The organism is Rathayibacter tanaceti (assembly GCF_001634385.1).
Classification (GTDB): Bacteria; Actinomycetota; Actinomycetes; order Actinomycetales; family Microbacteriaceae; genus Rathayibacter; species Rathayibacter tanaceti.
Genome location: NZ_LIIN01000023.1, coordinates 1 through 22,962, shown reverse-complemented (window position 1 = coordinate 22,962; position 22,962 = coordinate 1). Strand labels below are relative to the sequence as shown.

Genomic DNA, 22,962 nt, shown 5'->3' with positions numbered 1-22,962 from the left:
GATGTTCTACTGGTTCATGAAGCACATCGTCGCGGGCCCGCTCCTGAAGACGATCTTCCGACCGTGGGTGGTGGGCGCCGATCGTGTTCCGCAGACCGGCGGCGTCATCCTCGCGAGCAACCATCTGTCGTTCATCGACTCGGTGTTCCTCCCGCTCGTGATCGAGCGGAACATGGTCTTCCTCGCCAAGAGCGACTACTTCACCGGCAGGGGCCTCAAAGGCTGGGCCACGAGGATGTTCTTCACGGCCACGGGCATGCTGCCGATCGACCGCTCGGGGGGGAAGGCGTCCGAAGCCTCGCTGAACACAGGACTGCGAGTCCTGGCCGGTGGTCATGCCCTGGGCATCTATCCCGAGGGAACGCGCAGCCCCGACGGCCGCATGTACCGCGGTCGCACCGGAGTCGCCCGCATGGTCCTCGAGGCGCGCGTGCCCGTCATCCCCGTCGCGATGATCGACACCGCCCGCATCATGCCGATCGGTCGGCGACTCCCGAGGCTCGGCCGCATCGGCATCGTGTTCGGCGAGCCGCTCGACTTCAGCCGCTTCGAGGGCATGGAGGGCGATCGTTTCATCCTCCGCTCGATCACCGACGAGATCATGTACGAGCTGCTTGCCCTGAGCGGCCAGGAGTACCTCGACGTCTACGCCACCTCGGTCAAGGAGAAGCGCGCCGCCCTCACCCGCTGAGTGCCGGCCGGGTGCCGTGCGCTCGTCCCGACTGAGCGTCTTCGCAGACGATAAGATCCTCAATCGCTGCCGTCCGACCGGGCGGCGGATCCCCGCGCGCCGCTCGCGCCCGTCAGAACCGGGAACACTCTCGTGGTCATCGATCCGAACGAACCGTACGTCCTCGCCGCCCCCTCCGTGGTCGCCGGCCTGGACTATTGGCGCGAGCTCGAGATCAAGCAGCAGCCGCAGTGGCCCGATGCCCGGGCCGTCGAGGAGGCTTCGGCCGAGGTGGCCTCGCTGCCTCCGCTGGTGTTCGCCGGCGAGGTCGATCAGCTGCGCGAGCGCCTCGGCGCCGCAGCCCGGGGCGAGGCGTTCCTGCTTCAGGGCGGTGACTGCGCCGAGACTTTCGCGGGGGCCACGGCCGATCAGATCCGCAACCGCGTCAAGACGGTCCTGCAGATGGCCGTTGTCCTCACGTACGGCGCGAGCATGCCCGTCATCAAGATGGGCCGGATGGCGGGGCAGTTCGCCAAGCCGCGCTCGAGCGACCTCGAGACGCGCGGCGACGTGACGCTGCCCGCCTACCGCGGCGACATCGTCAACGGCTACGACTTCACTCCGGAGTCGCGAGCGGCCGACCCGCGCCGCATCGTGCAGGGATACCACACCGCCGCCTCGACGCTGAATCTCATTCGGGCGTTCACCCAGGGCGGTTTCGCCGACCTCCGCCTCGTCCACTACTGGAACAAGGGCTTCACCGAGAACCCGCAGAACCAGCGCTACGAGCAGCTCGCACGGGAGATCGACCGAGCGGTGAAGTTCATGGTCGCCTGCGGAGCAGACTTCGAGGGCATGAAGCGCACCGAGTTCTACACCGGGCACGAGGGCCTGCTGATGGACTACGAGCGTCCGATGACGCGGATCGACTCGCGCACCGGCACGCCGTACAACACGTCCAGCCACTTCATCTGGATCGGCGAGCGCACCCGCGACCTCGATGGCGCCCACGTCGACTTCCTGTCGAGGGTCCGTAACCCCATCGGTGTCAAGCTCGGCCCCTCCACGACTCCCGAGACGATGCTCCAGCTCATCGAGAAGCTCGACCCCGACCGCGAGCCCGGCCGCCTGACCTTCATCACGCGGATGGGCGCAGGCACGATCCGGGACGCCCTCCCGCCGCTGCTCGAGGCCGTCAAGCGGAGTGACGCCCTGCCGTTGTGGGTCACCGACCCGATGCACGGCAACGGCCTCACCACGCCCACCGGCTACAAGACGCGTCGCTTCGACGACGTGGTCGACGAGGTCAAGGGCTTCTTCGAGGCGCACAGGGCGGCGGGAACGCATCCGGGCGGCATCCACGTCGAGCTCACCGGCGACGACGTGACCGAGTGCCTCGGCGGCTCGGAGCAGATCGACGAGGCGACGCTCGCCACGCGTTACGAATCGGTCTGCGACCCGCGGCTCAACCACATGCAGTCGCTCGAGCTCGCCTTCCTGGTGGCGGAGGAGCTCCGCGGCAGCGCCATCTGACGCCTGCCCCCCCCGATCAGCCAGGAACCCGGCGCGTCGGGAGGGCGGTGCAGCGCCGTCCCGGTCGCGCGGGGGCGACGTCAGGTCGTGATCGTGATGGAGAGCTGGATCGTCGTCCCGCGCTGCACGAGGTCTCCCGACGTGTTCGACTGATTGGTGACCCTGGTGAGCTCGTTCGGTGCCGCGTCGATCAGCGGCCCGAGCGTCGTCAGCGAGTAGCTCGACGTGAGTCCTGCCGCCTCGAGCGCCGCCTTCGCCTGGTCCCGGGTCATACCGACCACGTTCGGCACGGCGACGGGCTGCGGCCCCTTCGAGACGACCACCGAGATGGTGTCCCCGGTCACGGCTGGGGCCTCGGGGTTCGCCTGGGTCAGGACGATGCCGGCCGCGACGGTGTCGCTCCAGTCCTCGCCGCTGCGGTCGAGGGCGAGTCCGGCCTCCTTCGCCTTCGCCGTCGCCTCCTCGACCGAGAGGCCGACCACGTTCGGGATCGGACCGAGGCTGACGACCATCGCGATGGTGCTCGTCTCGGACATCGTCTCCGGGAGCGCCGAGCCGTCCGGCAGGGAGGCGGAGATCACCACTCCCGCGTCGACGTCCTCGTCGAAGACGCGCGAGACCTCGCCGACGGTGAAGGATCCGTTCGTGATCGCCGCGGAGGCGTCGGCCTCCGAGAGTCCGCTCAGAGTGGGCACGGGTAGCTGGCGCGGCCCTGTCGAGACCGTCAGCGTGATCACCGAGCCCTTGTGCACGCCCTGACCGCCAGGCGGGTCGGAGCTCATCACCGTCCCCGCGGGCGCGGTGAGGTCCGGCGTCTCCTGGGGCTGCACCTCGAAGCCCTGGGCCTGCAGCTGCGCCGTGGCCTCCTCCTGCGACTGGCTCACGACGTCGGGGATCGAGACGATCGCGCCCGGTCCCTCGCCGAACCACCACGCGGTGCCGCCGCCGATCAGCGCGAGCAGCAGCACGACGACGGTGAGCACGACGCCGCGCCGGCGCCGGATGCGGCGCCGGGCCGCGAGACGCGCGACGGTGTCGTCGTCCTCGTCGACCAGGACCACGGCTGCGGCCGCGGGAGCGCTCGCGAGGACCGACGTGCGGCCCGGCTCCTCCGCGTCGAGGAGGGCCGTGGCTCGATCGGTTTCGGGGGAGGGTGAGGGGAGCGGGGCGACCGCCTGGGTGTCGCCGCGACGATCGCTCGGCGTGATCCCCATCAGCCGCTCGGCCTCAAGGAGCTGCGCGAGCATGACTCCGGCGTCGCGTGGACGCATGTCCGGGTCGCGCTCCGTCGCCCAGATCACGAGCTCGTCGAGAGAGGACGGCACGGAGGGCACGGTGGCGCTGGGATACGGGACGGAATCGTTCGCGTGCTGGTAGGCGATCTGCATCGGCTGCTCGCCGGTGAACGGCTGCTCGCCCGTGAGCATCTCGTAGATCATGATGCCGATGGCGTAGATGTCGCTGCGGGTGTCGGCGGTGCCCCGGGTGACGAGCTCGGGGGAGAGGTAGGCGATGGTACCCAGCAGCGCCTGGCCGGAGGCGGTGTTCGCCGTCGCCGCCCTGGCGAGGCCGAAGTCCCCGATCTTGATGCGGCCGTCGTCGGCGAGCAGCACGTTCTCGGGCTTGAGGTCGCGGTGCAGGATCCCCGCGCGGTGCGCGGCTGCGAGCCCCGACAGGACCGAGTGCATGATGTCGACGACCTGCTGGGGCGTCAGCCGCCCGCGCTCCTTCAGTAGGTCGCGGAGCGTGATGCCGGGCAGGTACTCCATGACGAGGTAGGCCATGTCCGAGTCCTGGCCCTGATCGAAGACGCTGACCACGTTCGGGTGCGCGAGCCTCGCGGCCGAGCGCGCCTCCTGGACGAAGCGGTTCTTGAACGTCGCGTCGTCAGAGAGGTGCCCGTGCATGACCTTCATCGCGACCCGGCGCTCCAGGCGCTGGTCGTGCGCGAGATACACCGTGGCCATCCCGCCGCGCGCGATCCGCGAGCGCACCTCGTACCGGCCGTCGACGAGACGGCCGAGAAGAGGGTCGAGCTGGCTGGTGGTCACGCGATGAGTCTAGGCAAGACCCCCCGCGGAACCGGTGAGCGACGCCCGGGCGGCGCGAGCCGGCTCGCTCCCTGTGCGCTTGGACGCCCTGCGGCGCCGTGGCACTCTTGACGGGTGACCGACTCGTCCGCTTCCCCTGCCTCCTCGACCACCCCCGAGCTCGAGTGGCTCACCATCCCCGACCTCGTGGAGCTGACCGGCCTCGGCGTCGGCCGGGTCCGCCGCCTCCTCGAGGAGCGGCACCTGCTGGGCACCCGGCGCAACGGCGTCGTCGTCGTGCCCTCCCTGTTCCTCCGCGACGGCGAGCCGATGACCGAGATCCGCGGAACCGCGATCCTGCTCTCCGACTCCGGCTTCACCGATGACGAAGCGGTCGACTGGATGCTCAGCACTGAGGAGAGCCTGGGCACGAGCCCTGTCCTCGCTCTCCGCGCCGGCCGCAAGGCGGAGGTCCGCCGCGTGGCCCAAGCTCTGGCCTGAGCCACGACCGTCACCCGAAGTGGTCTCAGGAGGAGCGGACCGTGACCTGCTCGGCCAGTCCACGCAGCTCGAGCACGCCCTCCGGCCGCAGGGGCGCCTCGGACAGCACGGCGAGAGCGGCCTCGACCTGCCGTGAGATGCGCTCCTCCAGGAGCTCGAGCGCTCCGCTGCCGGCCACGATCTCCTGAGCACGGGCGATGCCGGCAGCGTTCGCATCGCTGCGTCCGACGACGGCGTCGAGCTCGGCCCGCTCGGTCGCCGTGCAGGCTCCTCTGGCCAGGCCGAGCAGGACCGTGCGCTTGCCCTCGCGCAGGTCGTCGCCCGCGGGCTTGCCCGTGACCGCCGGGTCGCCGAAGACTCCGAGGACGTCGTCGCGCAGCTGGAAGGCGATACCCACGGGCAGCCCGAAGCGGCGCAGGGCGTCGATCTGCGCGTCGTCGCCTCCCGCGAGGGAGCCGCCGATGGCGAGCGGCGCCTCGATGCTGTACTTGGCGCTCTTGTAGACGACGACGCGTTCGGCGCGCTCGAGATGCTCGTGCTCGGGGTGCTGGCCCCAGGCGCTCTCCTCGAGGATGTCGAGGTACTGGCCCAGCGTCACCTCGGTGCGCATCAGGTTGAACTCTGAGCGGGCGCGTGCCGCGGACACCCGGTCCTCGAGTGACCATTCCGCCTCCGCGAAGATCTCGTCCGACCAGACCAGGAGGAGATCCCCGAGCAGGATCGCGGACGAGCGTCCGAACTCCTCGCCGTCTCCCGCCCAGCCGCCCTCGGAGTGCAGAGCGGAGAAGCGGAGGTGCGCCGCGGGAGCCCCGCGGCGAGTGTCCGAGTTGTCGATCACATCGTCGTGCACCAGAGCCGCGGCGTGGAACAGCTCGAGGCAGGCACCCACTCGAGCGACCGGGTCGGAGCCGCTCGGATGCGCGTCGCTGGGTGTGCTCGAGACGGCGTTCCAGCCCGCTTCGCAGAAGCGCGCCCGGAACCGTTTGCCCCCGCTGAGAAAGTCCCGCGAAAGGTCGCCGAGGGCGGAGACGTCCTCGCCGATCGAGCGCAGAATTGGCAAGCGGCCCGTGAGGAATTCATCGATTCTGAGCTGGACGCGATCGACCAGTCGAGAGCTGTGGTTCACCCGACCAGCCTATGCACGGAAGGCGCCTGGCGCCTGTGCCGGGCTCGGTCTACACTGAAGCGCCGTCCGACCGGTCGTGCCCAGTGTCGCCAATTCCGGCGTCGATCCCCGAGAGGGTCGGCGTCACACCCTGAAGGGGTCAAGATGCCGCTTTCGGAACACGAGCAACGGCTCCTCGACGAGATGGAGCGCAACCTCTATCAGAACGACGCCGATTTCGTGGCGGCGGTCGCCAAGGGGAGCGGTGGAACCAACTACCGTGCGCTCGTCCTGGGCATCCTCCTCGGCATCGTGGGCCTGGCCGTCCTCGTCACCGGAGTGATCGTGCGCCAGCCGCTCGTCGGCATCCTCGGTTTCGCGTTCATGCTCGGCGGCGTCGTGATCGCGATGCGGCCGTCCGCCGGTGGGCCGACGGAGTCCGGCCTTCCGAACGTCGGTCGTCCGTCGAAGCCCCGCTCCGGCAATCGTCAGGGTTCCGGATTCATGGACCGTCTGAACGACAGGTGGGACAACCGCGGCGACGGCCGCGGCTAGCCTCCCCTCCGCTCCACCACAGGGTCGATCCTCACGGATCGGCCCTTTTTTCGTGCCCTGACCCTCCCTCGCGCACCATTTCTCCTCCACTTCGCCCCACCGGCTCGGATTCCCGGAATACCGGGCAGATCGGCCCGTCCTTCAGCGCGCCTGAGGCCGTGCCAGGGTTGAAGGTGGTGGGAAGTGGAGTACCGTGGAGGCCACACCACCCCGGCCGGAAGAAGTGAGGGACAGCCCGTTGTTCCTCGGTACCCATTCCCCCAAGCTCGACGAGAAGGGCCGCGTGATCCTCCCCGCCAAGTTCCGCGACGAGCTCTCCTCCGGTGTCGTCGTCACGCGCGGCCAGGAGCGGTGCCTCTACGTGTTCAGCCAGGCCGAGTTCGAGGTGATGCACGAGAAGATCCGGCAGGCGCCGGTGACCAGCAAGCAGGCGCGCGACTTCCTCCGGGTGTTCCTCTCGGGGGCGAGCGCCGAGACGCCGGACAAGCAGAACCGCATCACCCTCCCGGCGCCGCTGCGGGCCTACGCCGGCCTCGACCGCGACCTGACGGTCATCGGAGCGGGCAACCGGGCCGAGATCTGGGCGCAGGGCGCCTGGGAGGACTACCTGCAGGAGCAGGAGTCCGTGTTCTCCGACACCCAGGAGGAGGTGATCCCCGGCCTGTTCTAGCTCCTGTCGCGCGACTCCCAGCCACTCGGCGCCCGGACGCACCTTCCCCGGTGTCCGGACGCGAGGTGGATGGGGATCGGACGACAGGAACGGAGCAGCGGGACCGCCATGGCAGAGAACACGCCGAAGGACCACCCGCGCCCGACCGAGGAGCGCCACCTGCCCGTTCTGCTCGAGCGCTGCGTGGAGCTTCTGACTCCCGCTCTCGAGCGCGACGGCGCGGTCGTCGTCGACGCCACCCTGGGCATGGGTGGCCACTCGCTGGCACTGCTCGAGCGTTTCCCTCGCCTGCATCTCGTGGGTCTCGACCGCGACCCCGAGGCCCTGCACCTGGCGGGGGAGAGGCTGGCGGCCCACGCCTCCCGGATCGACCTCGTGCACGCCGTCTACGACGAGCTGCCCGAGGTGCTCGACGAGCTGGGCATCGGCACGATCGACGGGGCGCTCTTCGACCTCGGCGTCTCGTCGTTGCAGCTCGACGAGACCGAGCGCGGCTTCTCCTACTCCAAGGACGCCCCGCTCGATATGCGGATGGACTCGACCGCTCCGCTGACGGCGGCGAGCATCCTCGCCGACTACGACGAGGGTGCGCTCCGCCGGATCTTCCACGAGTACGGCGAGGAGCGACTCGCCTCGCGCTACGCGAAGAAGATCGTCGAGGCCCGCCGTGAGGCGCCGCTGGAGCGCTCGGGCAGGTTGGTCGAGATCATCCAGGCCGCGACCCCGGTGGCGATCCAGCGCAACGGCCACCCCGCCAAGAGGGTGTTCCAGGCTCTGCGCATCGAGGTCAACCAGGAGCTCTCGGTGCTCGAGCGCGCGATTCCCGCTGCACTGGGTCGGATCGCCGTGGGCGGGCGCATCGTGGTCGAGGCGTACCAGTCGCTCGAGGACCGCATCGTCAAGCGCGCGCTCCAGGCCGCGTCGTCCTCCACGGCACCGGCCGGTCTCCCCCTGGAGCTCCCGGAGCACCGACCCGAGTTCCGGCTCGTCATCCGCGGCGCGGAGCTCGCGTCGGACGACGAAAAGGCCCGCAATCCCCGAGCGACCCCCGTGCGTCTGCGCGCGGCCGAGAGGATCAGGAGCACCGCATGAGCGCTACCGCCGTCATCGACCCCGCCGTCATCGACACCGCGCGCCGGGCCAGGCCGGAGGAGGTTTCGCCGCGGCCGAGCATCGAGGCCGTCCCCCCGACGGAGAAGCCCGGCCGTCCCCGCCTCGTCTACGGGATTGTGGCCGTCGCCGGCCTCTTCGCGATCATCGTGGTCCAGCTGCTGGTCAGTGTGGGTCTCTCGCAGGGCGCCTACCAGATCTCCGCTCTGCAGACCGAGCAGAGGACCCTGACCCGCAGCAACGCCGAGAAACAGGACGCGGTCGACACCCTGAGCTCGCCGCAGAACCTCGCCTCCGCCGCGCAGGGCCTGGGCATGGTCGCGAACACGGCGCCGGTCTATCTGCGCCTGTCCGACGGCGCCGTTCTCGGCGATCCGACCTCGGCGTCCTCGAGCGAAGTCGGCGGCACCGCCGCCGCGCCGCTGGTGCCGAACGCGCTGGTGCCTGCCCTCCAGCCGGGAACCGCCGCAGCGAGCGCGTCCTCCCCGGCTGCAGGCACGGCGGCCGTACCGTTGCAGGGCGAGTTGCCCGCGCCGATCACGCACTGATCTGGCGGGAGCGCCCGCCGCGGGGTGGGCGCGACGGCACGGCCCCTCGGGGGCCCATGACGACCAACCGGATACGACCTACCGGCGGCCCGACCGCCCGGAGCACGAGGGACACCGCCGCAGTGAGACACCACCGCTCGAACAGACGCCGCACCGCCGTCACATTCGTCATCATCCTCGCCGTTGTCGGCCTCTTCATCGGCAAGCTCGTCGACATCCAGATCGTGCGGGCGAACGAGCTCACCGACGCGGCGGCACAGAACCAGTCGAACAGCGTCGTCACCTACGGCACGCGCGGTCCGATCGTCGACCGCTCAGGGACGATCCTGGCGGACACGACCACCCGCTACCGACTGACCACGTCACCGAAGAACGTCGGCGAGTTCGACCGGGAGCTCGCGGGCGACCAGACGGTCGTGGTGAGCGTCCAGCAGGCCGCCTCCGAGATCGGAGCGATCACGGGCCAGTCGATCGAGCAGATCACCGGGGCGGTCGACGCGGCCCTCGCGAAGGACGCCGCATCCAACTACCTGGCCTAGCGGAGGGCCTCGATCTCGAGGCGTACCAGAAGCTCGTCGCGCTCGACATCCCGTGGACCTACTTCGAGACCCAGCAGGGTCGCAGCTACCCCAACGGCGCGGTCGCAGGGAACCTCGTGGGCTACGTCGGCTCGGACGGAGTCGCTCAGGAGGGGGTGGAGTACGGCGAGAACACCTGCCTGGCCGGGCAGAACGGCTCCGAGAGCTACGAGCGCAGCGCCGATTTCGTGCGGATCCCCGGCAGCACCGTTTCGGAGAAGCCTGCGGTCGACGGCGGCACGCTCCAGCTGACCATCGACTCCGACCTGCAGTACTACTCGCAGCAGGTGCTCGCGAAGCGGGTCGCCGAGGTCGGCGGCAGCTACGGCATCGTCGTCGTGCAGGAGGTCAAGACGGGCAAGCTGCTCACGGTCGCCGAGACCCCCACGGTCGATCCCAACAACGTCGAGGCCAGTCCCTCCGCAGACCGCAGCTCGCGGGCCTTCCGCGCGCCGTTCGAGCCGGGCTCCACCTTCAAGCCGATGACGGCGGCGATGCTGATCGACCAGGGCCAGGCCGGTCCGACGACGCAGGTCGTCGTCCCCGACAGCTTCGAGAAGGACGGTGCCTCCTTCAGCGACGACTTCGCGCACACTCCGACCAACTACACCCTCACCGGGATCCTCAAGGACTCCTCGAACGTCGGCATCTCGATGCTCGGCTCGCGCCTCTCGGCCCAGACCCGCTACGACTACCTGCAGAAGTTCGGCCTCGGCACGCCCACGACGAGCGGCTTCCCCGGTGAAGAGGGCGGCCTGCTCGCCGACTACCAGGACTGGGACAACCAGACCAACTACACGACCATGTTCGGTCAGGGCGTCTCCGCCACCGCGGTCCAGGTCGCCAGCATCTACCAGACGCTCGGCAACGGCGGCGTCCGGCTCCCGTCGCAGCTCGTCGCGGGCTGCACCATGCCCGACGGCTCCGTCGTCGACGTGCCCGACTCCGCAGGCAGCCAGGTGGTCTCGAGCTCGGCGGCGAAGCAGGTCGTCGACATGCTGCAGACCCACTACAACGAGGGCTGGCTGGCGGACGACATCCACGTCGACGGCTACAACATCGCCACCAAGACGGGCACCGCGCAGCAGCCCGACGGCAAGGGCGGCTACTCGAAGAGCTACACCGTCTCGCTCGCTGGACTCGCGCCCGCGGAGGACCCGGAGTACGTCGTGACGGTCACCATCGCCGATCCGGTTAAGATGAACACGTCCCAGGCGACGGCTCCCGTCTTCCAGCAGGTCATGACGCAGGTGCTCAAGACCAACCGGGTGGAGCCGTCCACGGTGCCGCCCGTGGAGTACCCCACCACGTGGTGACCGGAGCCGGGACAGCACCCCCGTACGAACAAGCACCGTACGACCCAGCACCGTACGAATCAGCACCGTACGCATCAGCACGAGAGAAAGAGCGGGCTTTGCACGACCCTCGCCCGCAGTCCTCCCTCCGTCCCGAGCACCCGGTGCCGCGGAGCCTCTCCCAGCTCGTCGCGGAGTTCTCGCTCGGGCCGGTCCGCGGGATCGAGGGCGTCGAGGTGAGCGGGGTCACGCTCGACTCGAACCGGGTCGAAGCGGGGGACCTCTACGTGGGAGTCGCAGGACGACGCGCGCATGGCGCGGCCTTCTCGGCGGCGGCCGCCTCCTCCGGAGCAGTCGCCGTGCTGACCGACCCGGCCGGAGCCGATCTCGCCGCCGACAGCGGACTCCCCGTCCTGGTGACCCCCGACCCGCGCGCCGCCCTCGGCGATGTGGCGGCGTGGATCCACCGGACTCGCGAGGACGTACCGACCCTCTTCGGTGTCACCGGCACCAACGGCAAGACGAGCGTCGTCTACCTCCTCGACGCGCTGCTTCGCCGCCTGGGAGTCGTCTCCGGCTTGAGCTCGACGGCCGAGCGCCGCATCGGCGACGTCGCGTGGTGAGCTCGCTGACCACTCCCGAGGCCAGCGAACTGCACGGGCTGCTCGCGCGGATGCGGGAGTCGGCCGTCCGGGCCGTCTCGATCGAGGTCTCGGCGCAGGCGCTCAGCCGGCACCGCATCGACGGGCTCGTCTTCGATGTCGTCGGGTTCACGAACCTCAGCCACGACCACCTCGACGACTACTGCGACATGCGCGAGTACTTCGAGGCGAAGGCCGACCTGTTCGAGCCCGAGCGTGCGCGGCGTGGAGTCGTCACGGTCGACAGCACCTGGGGCCGCGAGCTCGCCGAGCGCAGCAGGATCCCGGTCGCCACCCTCGCCAGCTCGGCGGTGCTCGGCGTGCCGCCCGAGACGCCGGCCGACTGGTCGATGACCGTGGTCGACGCGACCGCCGACTCCACGACCTTCCGTCTCGACGGGCCGGAGAACCGCTCCGTCGTCGTCACTGTCTCGCTGATCGGCTGGTACATGGCGGCCAACGCGGCACTGGCGATCGTGATGCTGGTCGAATCGGGCTTCGACCTCGACGCGATCACCCACGCGCTCGAGGAGAGCCGGCTCGACGTTTACATCCCGGGTCGCGCCGAGCTGGTGTCCGGCGATCGCGGACCCCGGGTCTACGTCGACTACGGCCACACGCCGGACGCGTTCCAGAACGCCCTCGAGGCCCTGCGGGCCCTGACACCTGGGCGGCTGATCATGGTGTTCGGCGCCGACGGCGACCGCGACACCACCAAGCGCGGCGACATGGGCGCGATCGCGGCCCGACTCGCCGATGTCGTCATCGTCACCGACTTCCACCCGCGCTGGGAGGACCCCGCGGCGATCCGCGCGGTCCTGCTCGAGGCGGCTCGCGCGGCCGTCCCCGGCCGGGAGGTCCACGAGATACCGGATCCGCGCGCCGCCGTGCGCGCCGCCGTCGCGCTCGCGCGCGAGGGCGACTCGATCCTCTACGCCGGCCCCGGCCACGAGGACTACCAGGAGATCGCAGGAGTGCACATGCCGTATTCGGCCAGAGACGACGTCCGGCAGGCTCTGCGCGAGGCGGGCTGGCTCTAGATGATCGCGCTGACCCTCACCGAGATCGCCGCAGCCGTCTCGGGACGCCTCCACCTCGCCGGCTCGTCGGCGAGCGCCTCCACCGTGGTCGTCGGAGCGACCGAGACGGACTCCCGCGAGATCGCTCCGGGCGGAGTCTTCGTCGCCAAGCGCGGCGAGCACACCGACGGTCACCTCTTCGCACCGGCGGCGCTCGAGCGGGGCGCGGCGCTCCTGATCGTCGAACGTCCCCTCGATCTCGATGTGCCGCAGGTCCTGGTCGACGATTCCGTCGAGGCGCTCGGGGCACTCGCGACCGAGGTGGTCCGCCGGGTCCGCGCGAAGGGCGGCCTCACCGTCATCGGCGTCACGGGATCGAACGGCAAGACCACGACCAAGAACCTGCTGCGCACGATCCTCGAGCGGGTGGGCGAGACGGTCGCGCCGCGCGGCTCCTTCAACAACGAGGTCGGCGCACCGATCACAATGCTCCAGGTCTCGGAGTCGACCCGCTTCCTCGTCGCCGAGATGGGTGCGAGCGCCGTCGGCGAGATCCGCCGCCTGGTGCGGATGGCCAAGCCCGACGTCGGAGTCGTCCTCGCGGTCGGCCTCGCGCACGCGGGTGAGTTCGGCGGGATCGAGCGGACGCTCGAGGCGAAGACCGAGATGGTCACCGACCTCACCGCCGACGACGTGGCCGTGCTCAACGCCGACGACGGCCGCGTCGCCTCCATGGCCGGGCGCACGGCGGCACGCGTGCTGTGGTTCGGCCGCGGCGACGGAGCCGATGTGCGCGCGGTCGACATCGAGCCGACGGCCGATGGCACCCGCTTCACCATCGAGGTCTCGGCGGGGGAGGGCCGCGAGGCCGGCCGTGCCGAGCTGCTCCTGCGCGTCCTCGGCGAGCACCACGTGATGAACGCCCTCGCGGCCACTGCCGCCGCTCTCTCGGTCGGAGTCGCTCTGCCCGCGATCGTCGACGCACTGGCGACTGTGACGCTCGCCGAGCGCGGTCGCATGGAGGTCCTCGGCGGCGAGGACGTCCGCGTCATCAACGACGCGTACAACGCGAGCCCCGACTCCACCGCCGCCGCGCTGCGCACCCTCGCCCAGATCGCCCGGCCCGAGGGCCGCACCGTCGCCGTCCTCGGAGAGATGAGCGAGCTGGGCGAGTGGGCCGACGAGGAACACGAGCGCGTCGGGCTCCTGGCCGTGCGCCTGAACATCGCCCAGATCGTCGTGGTGGGCCGTGGCGCCCGCCGCATCCACGTGGCCGCCGAGCGCGAAGGCTCCTGGAGCGGCGAGTCTGTCTTCGCCGAGGACTCCGACGCCGCGTTCGCGTTCCTCGAGGGGTACCTCCGTCCCGGCGACACCGTTCTCGTTAAGTCGTCGAACTCCGCGGGGCTGCGCTTCCTCGCCGAGCGTCTCGGGGAGCGTCACCGATGAGGGCCCTGCTGCTGTCCGGCGCGTTCTCGGGAGCGTTCACGCTCCTGATGACGCCCCTGTTCATCCGCCTCTTCCACCGGCTCCAGTGGGGCCAGTTCATCCGCGAGGACGGGCCGAAGTCGCACCATGTCAAGCACGGCACCGCCACGATGGGCGGCATCGTCATCATCCTCGGCACCGTGGTGGGCTACTTCCTCGGGATGCTGTTCGGCAACCGGTCGCTCGCCCCCTCGGCCCTCCTGGTGCTGTTCATGATGGTGGGCCTCGGGCTGGTCGGCTTCACCGACGACTTCCTCAAGACCCGCAATCAGCGCAGCCTCGGGCTCGGCGGCTGGGCGAAGATCGCCGGTCAGGTGATCGTCGCGGCGGCCTTCGCCGTCATCGCGATCATGGTGCGCGATTCGAACGGGCTGACGCCGGCGTCGACCTCGATCTCGTTCATCCGCGATCTGCCGTTCGACTTCGCCGTACTCGGTTGGGTCGGCATCGGGTTGTTCGTGCTGTGGATCTGCATCATCGTCACGAGCACGTCCAACGGCGTCAATGTCGCGGACGGTCTCGACGGCCTGGCGACGGGCTCGTCGATCCTCGCGATCGGCTCCTACGTCATCATCGGGTTCTGGCAGTCGAACCAGTGGTGCTTCGATCAGCACCTCAACCCCGAAGTCGTCGACAAGTGCTACCAGGTGAGCGACCCATTCGACCTGGCTATCATCGCCGCGGCGATCTCGGGGGCGCTGGTCGGCTTCCTCTGGTGGAACACCTCGCCCGCGCAGATCTTCATGGGCGACACGGGCTCACTCGGCCTCGGCGGCGCCCTTGCCGCCCTCGCGATCCTCACCCGCACCGAGCTGCTCGTCATCCTCATCGGCGGCCTGTTCGTGATCGTGACCGGCTCGGTCATCGTCCAGCGGATCTACTTCAAGCTGACCCGGGGCAAGCGCATCTTCCTGATGAGCCCCCTCCACCACCACTTCGAGCTCAAGGGCTGGGCCGAGATCACCGTCGTGGTCCGCTTCTGGATCATCGCGGGTATCCTCGCGGCGACCGGTGTCGGGCTCTTCTACCTGGAATGGCTCTCGCTGGAATGACTGATCCCGCCCGTCTCGACTCCCTCCGCAGCTGGCACTCGGACTGGCGGGGCCTGCGGGTCGCCGTGCTGGGTCTGGGAGTCACCGGATTCTCGGTCGCCGACACGCTGACCGAGCTCGGCTCGGAGGTGCTGGTCCTGGCGGACCGCGTCGACGAGGAGCGCGAGCGCCTTCTCGAGGTCATCGGCGCGCGCCTGCACCGCGCCGAACGCCTCGACTCCGTGCCCGGCGAACTCAGCGCGTTCGCGCCCGACCTGGTCGTCGTGTCGCCCGGGTTCCGGCCGACGCATCCGATTCTGCTGTGGGCGGCAGAGGCGGGGATCGCCGTGTGGGGCGATGTCGAGCTCGCCTGGCGAGTGCGCGACAAGGTGCTCCGCGCCGACGGCACGCCGGCCGACTGGGTGGCGGTCACCGGCACCAACGGCAAGACCACGACGGTGCGACTGACGGCGACGATGCTCGTGGCCGGCGGTCTGCGCGCCGCGCCGTGCGGCAACATCGGGATCCCGGTCCTCGACGCCGTGCGCGACCCGCAGGGCTTCGACGTGCTGGTCGTCGAGCTCTCCAGCTACCAGCTGCACTATCTCGGTGCGATCTCGCCGATCGCGAGCACCTGCCTCAACATCGCCGACGACCACCTCGACTGGCACGGCTCGGTCGAGGCGTACCGCGCCGCGAAGGGCAAGGTCTATGCGGGGACCCGCCTCGCGTGCGTCTACAACCGGGCCGACGCGGCCACGGAGCAGATGGTGCTCGACGCGGAGGTCGTGGAGGGCGCTCGCGCGATCGGCTTCGGACTCGGCGTGCCGGGTCCCAGCGACTTTGGGATCGTCGACGGGATCCTCTGCGATCGCGCGTTCCTCGAGGATCGCCGCACCAGCGCTCTCGAGATCGCCACTGTCGACGAACTCGCCGAGCGCCACCTCGCCGCGCCGCACATCGTGCAGAACGTGCTCGCCGCCGCCGCTCTCTCCCGCGCCTGCGGGATCGAGGTCGCTGCGATCCGCCGTGCTCTGGCCGGCTTCGAGCTCGACGCCCACCGCATCCAGGTGGTCGCGGAGCGATCGGGAGTCACCTGGGTCGACGACTCCAAGGCCACCAATCCGCACGCGGCCGACGCCTCGCTGCGCGCCTACCCGTCGGTGGTCTGGCTCGTCGGCGGGCTTCTCAAGGGTGTCGACGTCGACACGCTCGTCTCCGCCCACGTCGACCGCCTGCGCGGCGCCGTGGTCATCGGAGCCGACCGTTCGGCGCTCCTCGAGGCATTCCGACGACACGCGCCCGCCCTCCCCGTCAGCGAGGTGGTCCCGGACGACACTGGTGCGGTGATGCAGGCGGCCGTCGAGGCCGCTGCGGCACTCGCCCGCTCGGGCGACGTCGTCCTGCTCGCACCCGCCGCAGCATCGATGGACCAGTTCCGCGACTACGCGGCTCGGGGCCGCTCCTTCGCGGCCGCCGTGGCGACCCACCTGGGAGGAGGAGCCGATGACCGCTCCGACGACGAGCCGCCCCGCGGGCCGCTCGCGCACTGAGCCGCGAGAGAAGGACAGGGGCGGGATGCGCACGGCGCGAATCGTCCTGTCGAAGGTCTTCGCCTCGCAGTCGCCCAACTTCTACCTGCTCTTCGGAACCACGTTCTTCCTGGTGCTGTTCGGCCTGACGATGGTGCTGTCCTCCTCGTCGGTGACCTCCTATCTGAAGGACGACGACTCCTTCGGCGGGTTCATGCGCCAGGGCGTCTTCGCTGTGGCGGGCGTCCCCCTCATGCTGATCGCCTCGCGTTTCCCTGTGCGGTTCTGGAAGCGCATCGCCGGTCCGCTGCTGATCGTCGGCTGCCTCCTGCAGCTGCTGGTCTTCACTCCTCTCGGCACCGAGATCGGCGGCAACCGCAACTGGCTCGACCTCGGCGGACTCTCGATGCAGCCGTCCGAGATCCTCAAGCTCGCCCTGGTCCTCTGGCTGGCGGTGACGCTGGAGCGCCGACTGCGGCGCGAGCAGGACTGGCGTCACGCTCTGCTGCCCGTCCTGCCCTTCGGAGGGATCGCCCTGGTGCTGGTCCTCGCAGGCGGCGACCTCGGCACGGTGATGATCATGGCGGGCATCTTCCTCGCCGCGCTCTTCTATGCGAACGTCCGCGTGCGCATCATCATCCCGCTCATCGTCGCCGGGGCGGTCGGAGCCGTGCTCTTCGCACTCACGAGCTCGAACCGCGTGACCCGCATCCTGTCGTTCTTCGGCGACTGCTCCGGATCGGAGCAGTACGAGACTCGTGCTGGCAGCCCGTGCACGGCACCTGGGCGATGGCCTCCGGAGGCATCTTCGGGGTCGGTCTGGGCAACTCCAAGGCCAAGTGGTCGTGGCTGCCCGCCGCCGACAACGACTACATCTTCGCGATCATCGGGGAGGAGCTGGGCCTCATCGGCGCCGTCGTCGTCCTCGCTCTGTTCGTGGTCCTCGCGGTCGCGTTCTTCCGGGTGATCCACGCCTCGACCGACCCGTTCGTGCGCATCAGCACCGGTGCGGTCATGGTCTGGCTGATCGGTCAGGCGTTCGTGAACATCGGCGTGGTGCTGGGGGTTCTGCCGGTGCTCGGGGTGCCGCTGCCGCTCATCTCGTCCGGAGGCACCGCTCTGCTCAGCTCGCTCCTCGCCATCGGCGTCGTCCTCTCGTTCGCCCGCGAGCAGACGACCGCTCTGCCCGTGCTGGGCTCGCTACGACGACGCTCGACGAAGGCCGCTGCGTCGTGACCCGCTACCTGCTGGCGGGCGGCGGCACGGCCGGCCACGTCAATCCGCTGCTCGCCACCGCTGACGAGATCCGCCTCCGCAATCCCGGGGACGAGGTCCTCGTGCTCGGCACGGCGGAGGGCCTGGAGGCGCGCCTCGTCCCGCTCCGGGGCTACGAACTCTCGGTCATCCCCCGGCTGCCCTTCCCGCGGCGGCCGAACGCCGCCGCCCTGCGCTTCCCGCTCGCGTTCCGCGCGACGATCGACGGCATCGTCCGGACGATCCGTGAGCGCGGGATCGATGCCGTGGTCGGCTTCGGCGGCTATGCGGCGGCTCCCGCGTATCTCGCAGCGCGCCGTGCCCGCATCCCCTTCGTCGTGCACGAGGCGAACGCGCGTCCTGGTCTTGCGAACCGGCTCGGCGCTCGCGCGACGCCTCACGTCGGTGTCGCGTTCGAGGGCACCCCGCTCCCGCACGCGCAGGTGGTCGGCATGCCGCTCCGGCGCGAGATCGCCGAGCTCGACCGCTCCGCTCGACGCGAGGAGGGGCGCCTCGCGCTGGGCCTGGATCCCGAGCGCCCGACGCTGCTGGTCACCGGAGGCTCGCTCGGCGCCCGGCGGATCAACGCGACCGTGCACGCCTCCGCGTCCGCCCTCGTCGCCACGGGCTTCCAGATCCTGCACATCACCGGCGACCGCGCCGAGATCACCGATCCGGGGATCGACGGGTACCACCTCCTCGCCTACTGCGACCGGATGGATCTCGCCCTGTCGGCGTCGGACTTCGCGGTCTCGCGCGCGGGAGCGGCGACCGTCAGCGAGCTCAGCGCGCTCGGCCTGCCCGCGGTGTACGTCCCGTATCCGGTCGGCAACGGCGAGCAGCGCGTCAACGCGCGCGGCGTGGTGGACGCCGGAGGAGCGCTCCTCGTCGAGGACGCGGCGTTCCTGCCCGTCTGGGTCGAGCGAGTGCTCGTGCCGCTGCTCGGCGACTCCGCCCGCCGCGACGAGATGGCGCGCCGTGCCGCGCGAGTCGGGGTCCGGGACGGCTCAGGGAGGCTGGTCGACCTGATCGGATCGAGCCTGACCGCGCCGCGGTGACCGCGCTCCGCGCTGCTCGGGAGAGCCCTCCCGCCCACCGTCTACACTGATCCGGCGCCCGGCGCGAGGCCCCTCGCGCGCAGCGCCGACCACCCGAAAGCGAGAGCCCCGTGATCAAGCCCGACCTCGGCATCACCATCCCCGACGAGCTCGGCTCGGTGCACTTCATCGGCATCGGCGGCTCCGGGATGAGCGGGATCGCACGGCTCTTCCAGCACGCCGGCCACCGGGTGACCGGCTCGGACGTGCGCGAATCGCACCCGATCGAGCAGCTGCGCGAGCTGGGGATCCCCGTCGCCATCGGCCACGACGCCGCGCACCTGGGGGACGCCGAGGCGGTGGTGGTCACGTCAGCGCTCTGGCCGGACAACCCCGAGTACGTCCTCGCGAAGGAGCGCGGCCTCCCCGTGCTGCACCGCTCGCAGGCCCTCGCCTGGCTGGTGCGCGGCAAGCGTCTGGTCGCGGTCGCCGGCGCGCACGGCAAGACCACCTCGACGGGCATGATCGTCACCGGTCTGCTCGGGGTGGACGCCGATCCGAGCTTCGTCAACGGCGGGATCATCGAGAGCCTCGGCACGTCCTCCGCGGCCGGCTCCGGCGAGGTCTTCGTCGTCGAGGCGGACGAGTCCGATGGCAGCTTCCTGCTCTACGACGCCGCGGTCGCCCTGATCACCAACGTCGATCCCGACCACCTCGACCACTACGGCTCGCTCGAGGCCTTCGAGGAGGCGTTCGTCACCTTCGCCTCCTCCGCGAGCGAACTCGTCGTGATCTCCTCCGACGATGCGGGCGCGGTCCGCGTCTCCGAGCGTCTCGGCGATCGCCGGGTGATCACCTTCGGCGAGTCCGAGGGATCGGACGTCCGCGTCGTCGATCTCGAGCTCGTGGGGCCGGTCGGCTTCGCCCTCGAGTACGAGGGCCGCCGCTACGCCGCGCGCCTGCGGATCCCGGGGCGACACAACGCGGTCAACGCGGCCGGTGCCTTCGCCGTGCTCGTGGGCCTCGGCTTCGACCCGGCCGCCTCCCTCGAGGCCGTGTCGGCCTTCGGAGGCACCGAGCGCCGGTTCGAGTTGCACGGCTCGGTGCGCGGCGTCAGCGTCTATGACGACTACGCCCACCACCCGACCGAGGTCGCCGCTGCACTGTCCGCCGCCCGCACGGTGGTCGGCGAGGGACGCATCATCGCGCTGCACCAGCCGCACCTCTACAGCCGCACCCGCCTGTTCGCGCGCGAGTTCGCCGAGACCCTGGAGCGCTACGCCGATGAGACCGTCGTGCTCGACGTCTACGGCGCCCGCGAGGATCCCGAGCCCGGGGTGACCGGAGCGCTGGTGAGCGACAAGTTCGCCGACCCCTCCCACGTCTCGTTCGTCCCCGACTGGGAGGAGGCGGCGCGCCGCACGGCCGAGATCGCGCGCGAGGGCGACTTCGTCATCACGCTCGGGTGCGGGGACGTCTACCGCATCATCCCGCAGGTCCTCGAGTCGCTCGGCGCGAGCGAGGGCGCTCCGGTCGCACGATGACCGCGGCCAGCGCCGGGCACCTCCGCGGGGAGCGCGCATGAAGCGGCCCGACGCCGACCGCCGGCCGAGCGTGCGTCCACCTGCGCCGCCGTCGGGCGACCGTGAGCAGCCCACCGAACCGGTGCGCATCGTCTCCTCGCTCCGGGTGCGCACCGAGGCAGAGCCGAGCGCTCCGGAGCGCACGAGCGGCAGGATCGCTGCGGCCCGCGCCGCGCTCGCCGGTGTCCGCGTGCCCGACGTCCGCCTGCCCGGCGCCGAGAACCGTGCGGTGAAGCGGGCCGAGCGCGAGCGGAGGCGCTTCGAGCGCGGCGAGGTCCGCCGCTTCACGCAGCGCTCGCGTCGTCGTCGGCGGATTGCCCTGGTGGTCGCCGGGTCGCTGGTGGCGCTGGCCCTGATCGTCGGCATCGCGGCCTTCTCGCCGCTGATGGCGGTGCGCACCATCGAGATCACGGGCACACAGCGCGTCGATGCGGCGACGGTGCAGGGCGCGCTCGACGATCAGCTCGGTGTTCCGCTCACCCTCGTCGACCGGGGGGAGGTCGGCCGCGTGCTCGGCGCCTACCCGCTCGTCCAGAGCTATTCCGTGCAGACCCGGCCGCCGGGCACGCTGGTGATCACCGTCGTGGAGCGCGCACCGCTGGGCGTGATCGAGCGGGACGGCCGGTTCGATCTCGTCGACGCCGCTGGCGTGGTCATCGAGACGGCGGACGCGGCGCAGCCCGGCTATCCGCTGCTCACCACGCCGTCGAGCGACGCCTCCGGAGCCGGGTTCCGCGCGACCGCAGGCGTGTTGCGGGCCCTGCCGCGAGCGCTGGCCGAACAGGTCACCGCGGCGGCCGCGACGACCGGCGACGACGTCTCGCTCACGCTCGCCGGCGGGGCGAAGGTGGTGTGGGGCGGCTCGGACGCCTCCGCGGTGAAGGCCGTCGTGCTCGAGAAGCTGATGGCGGCGACCGATCCCGCGACTGTCGCCTCCTACGACGTCTCCTCGCCCGAGGCGGCCGTGGTCGCCCCGCGGTCGTGACGTGGGACTGATCCGTCCGGCTGTTTCCCGATTGCGGGCGTGTCTGCCGGGAGCGCGCCCCTCCTCGGCCTACCGTCGGAGCCGCACCCACTATGCATACTCAGTATAACTTTAAGCCTCAACTACAGGTTTAATGTTCAGCCCGGAGGCCGGAGACGTGACTTCAAACCAGAACTACCTCGCCGTGATCAAGGTCGTCGGCATCGGCGGTGGCGGCGTCAACGCTGTCAATCGCATGATCGAGCTCGGTCTGCGCGGTGTCGAATTCATCGCGATCAACACGGATGCCCAGGCGCTCCTGCTGAGCGACGCCGACGTCAAGCTCGACGTCGGACGCGAGCTGACCCGTGGTCTCGGTGCCGGTGCCGACCCCGAGGTCGGCCGTCGTGCCGCCGAGGACCACGCCGAGGAGATCGAGGAGGTCCTCGCGGGCGCCGACATGGTCTTCGTCACCGCGGGCGAGGGGGGCGGCACCGGCACCGGAGGCGCGCCCGTCGTCGCGCGCATCGCCAAGTCGATCGGCGCTCTCACGATCGGTGTGGTGACCAAGCCCTTCGGCTTCGAGGGCCGTCGCCGCCAGACCCAGGCCGAGGCCGGCGTCGCCACGCTCAAGAATGAGGTCGACACCCTCATCGTCGTCCCCAACGACCGCCTGCTCGAGATCAGCGACCGCGGCATCTCCATGCTCGAGGCCTTCGCGACCGCCGACCAGGTGCTCCTCGCCGGTGTCCAGGGCATCACCGACCTCATCACGACCCCGGGCCTGATCAACCTCGACTTCGCCGACGTCAAGTCGGTCATGCAGGGAGCCGGATCCGCGCTGATGGGCATCGGCTCGTCCCGGGGCGCCGACCGCGCGATCAAGGCGGCCGAGCTCGCCGTCGCCTCGCCCCTGCTCGAGGCCAGCATCGACGGCGCGCACGGTGTGCTCCTCTCGATCCAGGGCGGATCGAACCTCGGCATCTTCGAGATCAACGATGCCGCTCGCCTGGTGCAGGAGGCGGTGCACGCCGAGGCGAACATCATCTTCGGAGCGGTCATCGACGACACTCTCGGGGACGAGGTTCGCGTCACCGTCATCGCGGCGGGCTTCGACGGCGGCGAGCCCGGCGGCGCGGCCCCTGCAGCGGTCGCCCAGCCCCGGCCGCAGCAGAGCATCGCGAGCGAGTCGCCCGCCGAGCCCGCTCCGGCTCCCGCCGCTCCGCCGGTCGCGGGTTCGATCTGGTCGAGCACCCCGGCCGCTGCTCCGGCTCCTGTCGCCGACCCGTCGTTCGACGACGACGAGAGCGATCTGGACATCCCGGACTTCCTCAAGTAGCCGTGCCCGATCCGGAGCTGGCCGCGCGCTGGGCCGCGGTCTCCGAGCGGGTCGCCGAGGCGACCCGCTCGTCCGGTCGTGCGGCCTCGTCCGTCACGACGATCGTCGTGACGAAGTTCCATCCGGTCTCCCTCCTCCGCGACCTGCTCGAGCTCGGCGTCGCCGACTTCGGTGAGAACAGGCACCAGGAGGCGCAGCAGAAGTCCCTCGACCTCGCCGGCACGGCCGCACGCTGGCACTTCATCGGGCAGCTGCAGAGCAAGAAGGCGCGCCAGGTGCGCCGCTATGCGCGCGCTGTGCACTCCGTGGACCGGCTCGCCCTCGTCCCGCTGCTCGACACCGGCGAGGATGCACTCGACGTCTACCTCCAGGTCAACCTCACGGACGACCCCGATCGCGGCGGAGCGGCGCCCGCCGATGTCGAGCCCCTCGCGGAGGCGCTCGCGGACGCCGGCAGCCTGAGCCTGCGCGGGGTGATGGCG

The 22,962-nt window shown here is 70.5% G+C and carries 20 protein-coding genes and 2 pseudogenes; 20 read left to right on the top strand and 2 right to left on the bottom strand.

The genetic code is table 11. The annotated features are described in order from the left end of the window. The first annotated feature begins 1 nt into the window (after position 1). Together ACH61_RS04755 and ACH61_RS04750 are read left to right on the top strand one after the other, a co-directional pair. On the top strand, positions 2–691 hold the full coding sequence (locus ACH61_RS04755) for a lysophospholipid acyltransferase family protein (protein ID WP_068209214.1): 690 nt from the start codon (positions 2–4) through the stop codon (positions 689–691). A gap of 177 nt (positions 692–868) precedes the next feature. Further along, positions 869–2,203: a class II 3-deoxy-7-phosphoheptulonate synthase gene (locus tag ACH61_RS04750; RefSeq protein ID WP_068209229.1), complete on the top strand. Its 1,335-nt coding sequence runs from the start codon at positions 869–871 to the stop codon at positions 2,201–2,203. An 80-nt stretch (positions 2,204–2,283) separates the two neighbouring features. Here the strand turns inward: ACH61_RS04750 and pknB are convergent, their stop codons facing one another. Further along, complete coding sequence (gene pknB, locus ACH61_RS04745) at positions 2,284–4,254, bottom strand: Stk1 family PASTA domain-containing Ser/Thr kinase (RefSeq protein WP_068209211.1); 1,971 nt, start codon at positions 4,252–4,254, stop codon at positions 2,284–2,286. Between the two features lie 114 nt (positions 4,255–4,368). Here pknB and ACH61_RS04740 point away from each other — a divergent pair, with 114 nt between their 5' ends. Next, positions 4,369–4,734 carry an Rv2175c family DNA-binding protein gene (locus ACH61_RS04740; RefSeq protein ID WP_068209208.1) on the top strand — a complete coding sequence of 122 codons (366 nt, stop codon included), beginning with the start codon at positions 4,369–4,371 and terminating at the stop codon, positions 4,732–4,734. Between the two features lie 25 nt (positions 4,735–4,759). On the opposite strand, the gene ACH61_RS04735 is transcribed toward ACH61_RS04740, so the two are convergent. Next, on the bottom strand, positions 4,760–5,860 hold the full coding sequence (locus ACH61_RS04735; protein WP_068209205.1) for a polyprenyl synthetase family protein: 1,101 nt from the start codon (positions 5,858–5,860) through the stop codon (positions 4,760–4,762). Positions 5,861–6,004: 144 nt separating this feature from the next. On the opposite strand from ACH61_RS04735, the gene ACH61_RS04730 reads away from it, so the two are divergent. The 17 genes and pseudogenes from ACH61_RS04730 to ACH61_RS04655 all read left to right on the top strand — a co-directional run. Next, positions 6,005–6,394, top strand: a complete 390-nt coding sequence (locus ACH61_RS04730) for a DUF3040 domain-containing protein (protein WP_068209202.1) — start codon at positions 6,005–6,007, stop codon at positions 6,392–6,394. A gap of 238 nt (positions 6,395–6,632) precedes the next feature. Further along, positions 6,633–7,064, top strand: a complete 432-nt coding sequence (gene mraZ, locus ACH61_RS04725; RefSeq protein ID WP_068209200.1) for a division/cell wall cluster transcriptional repressor MraZ — start codon at positions 6,633–6,635, stop codon at positions 7,062–7,064. A gap of 108 nt (positions 7,065–7,172) precedes the next feature. Beyond that, complete coding sequence (rsmH, locus tag ACH61_RS04720; protein ID WP_068209197.1) at positions 7,173–8,156, top strand: 16S rRNA (cytosine(1402)-N(4))-methyltransferase RsmH; 984 nt, start codon at positions 7,173–7,175, stop codon at positions 8,154–8,156. Continuing rightward, a complete protein-coding gene (locus ACH61_RS04715; RefSeq protein WP_068209194.1) occupies positions 8,153–8,722 on the top strand; it encodes a cell division protein FtsL in 570 nt (189 codons plus the stop codon). Before rsmH ends, ACH61_RS04715 begins: the two co-directional genes overlap by 4 nt. Positions 8,723–8,844: 122 nt before the next feature. Further along, positions 8,845–9,261, top strand: coding sequence for a hypothetical protein (locus tag ACH61_RS18185; RefSeq protein ID WP_236713543.1), 417 nt, complete (start codon positions 8,845–8,847; stop codon positions 9,259–9,261). A 116-nt stretch (positions 9,262–9,377) separates the two neighbouring features. Further along, positions 9,378–10,616 (top strand): peptidoglycan D,D-transpeptidase FtsI family protein, encoded by a 1,239-nt coding sequence (locus ACH61_RS04710; RefSeq protein WP_236713542.1) that lies wholly within the window; start codon positions 9,378–9,380, stop codon positions 10,614–10,616. A gap of 98 nt (positions 10,617–10,714) precedes the next feature. Continuing rightward, a pseudogene (locus tag ACH61_RS04705) lies at positions 10,715–12,276 on the top strand (Mur ligase family protein). Beyond that, entirely contained in the window at positions 12,277–13,701 is a 1,425-nt protein-coding gene (locus tag ACH61_RS04700) for a UDP-N-acetylmuramoyl-tripeptide--D-alanyl-D-alanine ligase (RefSeq protein WP_068209191.1), read from the top strand. After that, on the top strand, positions 13,698–14,792 hold the full coding sequence (mraY, locus tag ACH61_RS04695; RefSeq protein ID WP_068209188.1) for a phospho-N-acetylmuramoyl-pentapeptide-transferase: 1,095 nt from the start codon (positions 13,698–13,700) through the stop codon (positions 14,790–14,792). Before ACH61_RS04700 ends, mraY begins: the two co-directional genes overlap by 4 nt. Further along, positions 14,789–16,324: a UDP-N-acetylmuramoyl-L-alanine--D-glutamate ligase gene (gene murD, locus ACH61_RS04690; protein WP_068209185.1), complete on the top strand. Its 1,536-nt coding sequence runs from the start codon at positions 14,789–14,791 to the stop codon at positions 16,322–16,324. The genes mraY and murD overlap by 4 nt, the downstream gene beginning before the upstream one ends. Then, positions 16,278–16,970 (top strand): annotated as a pseudogene (locus ACH61_RS18815) (FtsW/RodA/SpoVE family cell cycle protein); the annotation flags it as partial. The gene murD and the pseudogene ACH61_RS18815, both read left to right, overlap by 47 nt. Before the next feature lie 122 nt (positions 16,971–17,092). Continuing rightward, positions 17,093–17,539, top strand: coding sequence for an FtsW/RodA/SpoVE family cell cycle protein (locus ACH61_RS18810; protein WP_269085054.1), 447 nt, complete (start codon positions 17,093–17,095; stop codon positions 17,537–17,539). Beyond that, positions 17,536–18,615, top strand: coding sequence for a UDP-N-acetylglucosamine--N-acetylmuramyl-(pentapeptide) pyrophosphoryl-undecaprenol N-acetylglucosamine transferase (locus tag ACH61_RS04675; RefSeq protein WP_068209176.1), 1,080 nt, complete (start codon positions 17,536–17,538; stop codon positions 18,613–18,615). The genes ACH61_RS18810 and ACH61_RS04675 overlap by 4 nt, the downstream gene beginning before the upstream one ends. A gap of 110 nt (positions 18,616–18,725) precedes the next feature. Continuing rightward, positions 18,726–20,138 carry a UDP-N-acetylmuramate--L-alanine ligase gene (gene murC, locus ACH61_RS04670; protein WP_068209173.1) on the top strand — a complete coding sequence of 471 codons (1,413 nt, stop codon included), beginning with the start codon at positions 18,726–18,728 and terminating at the stop codon, positions 20,136–20,138. A gap of 37 nt (positions 20,139–20,175) precedes the next feature. Then, the gene (locus tag ACH61_RS04665; RefSeq protein ID WP_082845024.1) at positions 20,176–21,162 is read left to right on the top strand and encodes a cell division protein FtsQ/DivIB; all 987 of its coding nucleotides are present in this window, start codon (positions 20,176–20,178) and stop codon (positions 21,160–21,162) included. Positions 21,163–21,319: 157 nt separating this feature from the next. Beyond that, positions 21,320–22,480, top strand: a complete 1,161-nt coding sequence (gene ftsZ, locus ACH61_RS04660) for a cell division protein FtsZ (protein ID WP_068209170.1) — start codon at positions 21,320–21,322, stop codon at positions 22,478–22,480. Between the two features lie 2 nt (positions 22,481–22,482). Continuing rightward, a partial coding sequence (locus ACH61_RS04655) for an alanine racemase (RefSeq protein ID WP_201787578.1) occupies positions 22,483–22,962 on the top strand: 480 nt, incomplete at its 3' end.

Bases quoted from the DNA above. Each gene is read 5' to 3' on its own strand.
- ACH61_RS04730 (WP_068209202.1), top strand. From the start codon at position 6,005: ATGCCGCTTTCGGAACACGAGCAACGGCTCCTCGACGAGATGGAGCGC.
- ACH61_RS04665 (WP_082845024.1), top strand. From the start codon at position 20,176: ATGAAGCGGCCCGACGCCGACCGCCGGCCGAGCGTGCGTCCACCTGCG.
- rsmH (WP_068209197.1), top strand. From the start codon at position 7,173: ATGGCAGAGAACACGCCGAAGGACCACCCGCGCCCGACCGAGGAGCGC.
- mraY (WP_068209188.1), top strand. From the start codon at position 13,698: ATGAGGGCCCTGCTGCTGTCCGGCGCGTTCTCGGGAGCGTTCACGCTC.
- ACH61_RS18810 (WP_269085054.1), top strand. From the start codon at position 17,093: ATGGCCTCCGGAGGCATCTTCGGGGTCGGTCTGGGCAACTCCAAGGCC.
- ACH61_RS04700 (WP_068209191.1), top strand. From the start codon at position 12,277: ATGATCGCGCTGACCCTCACCGAGATCGCCGCAGCCGTCTCGGGACGC.
- ACH61_RS04715 (WP_068209194.1), top strand. From the start codon at position 8,153: ATGAGCGCTACCGCCGTCATCGACCCCGCCGTCATCGACACCGCGCGC.
- murD (WP_068209185.1), top strand. From the start codon at position 14,789: ATGACTGATCCCGCCCGTCTCGACTCCCTCCGCAGCTGGCACTCGGAC.
- ACH61_RS04755 (WP_068209214.1), top strand. From the start codon at position 2: ATGTTCTACTGGTTCATGAAGCACATCGTCGCGGGCCCGCTCCTGAAG.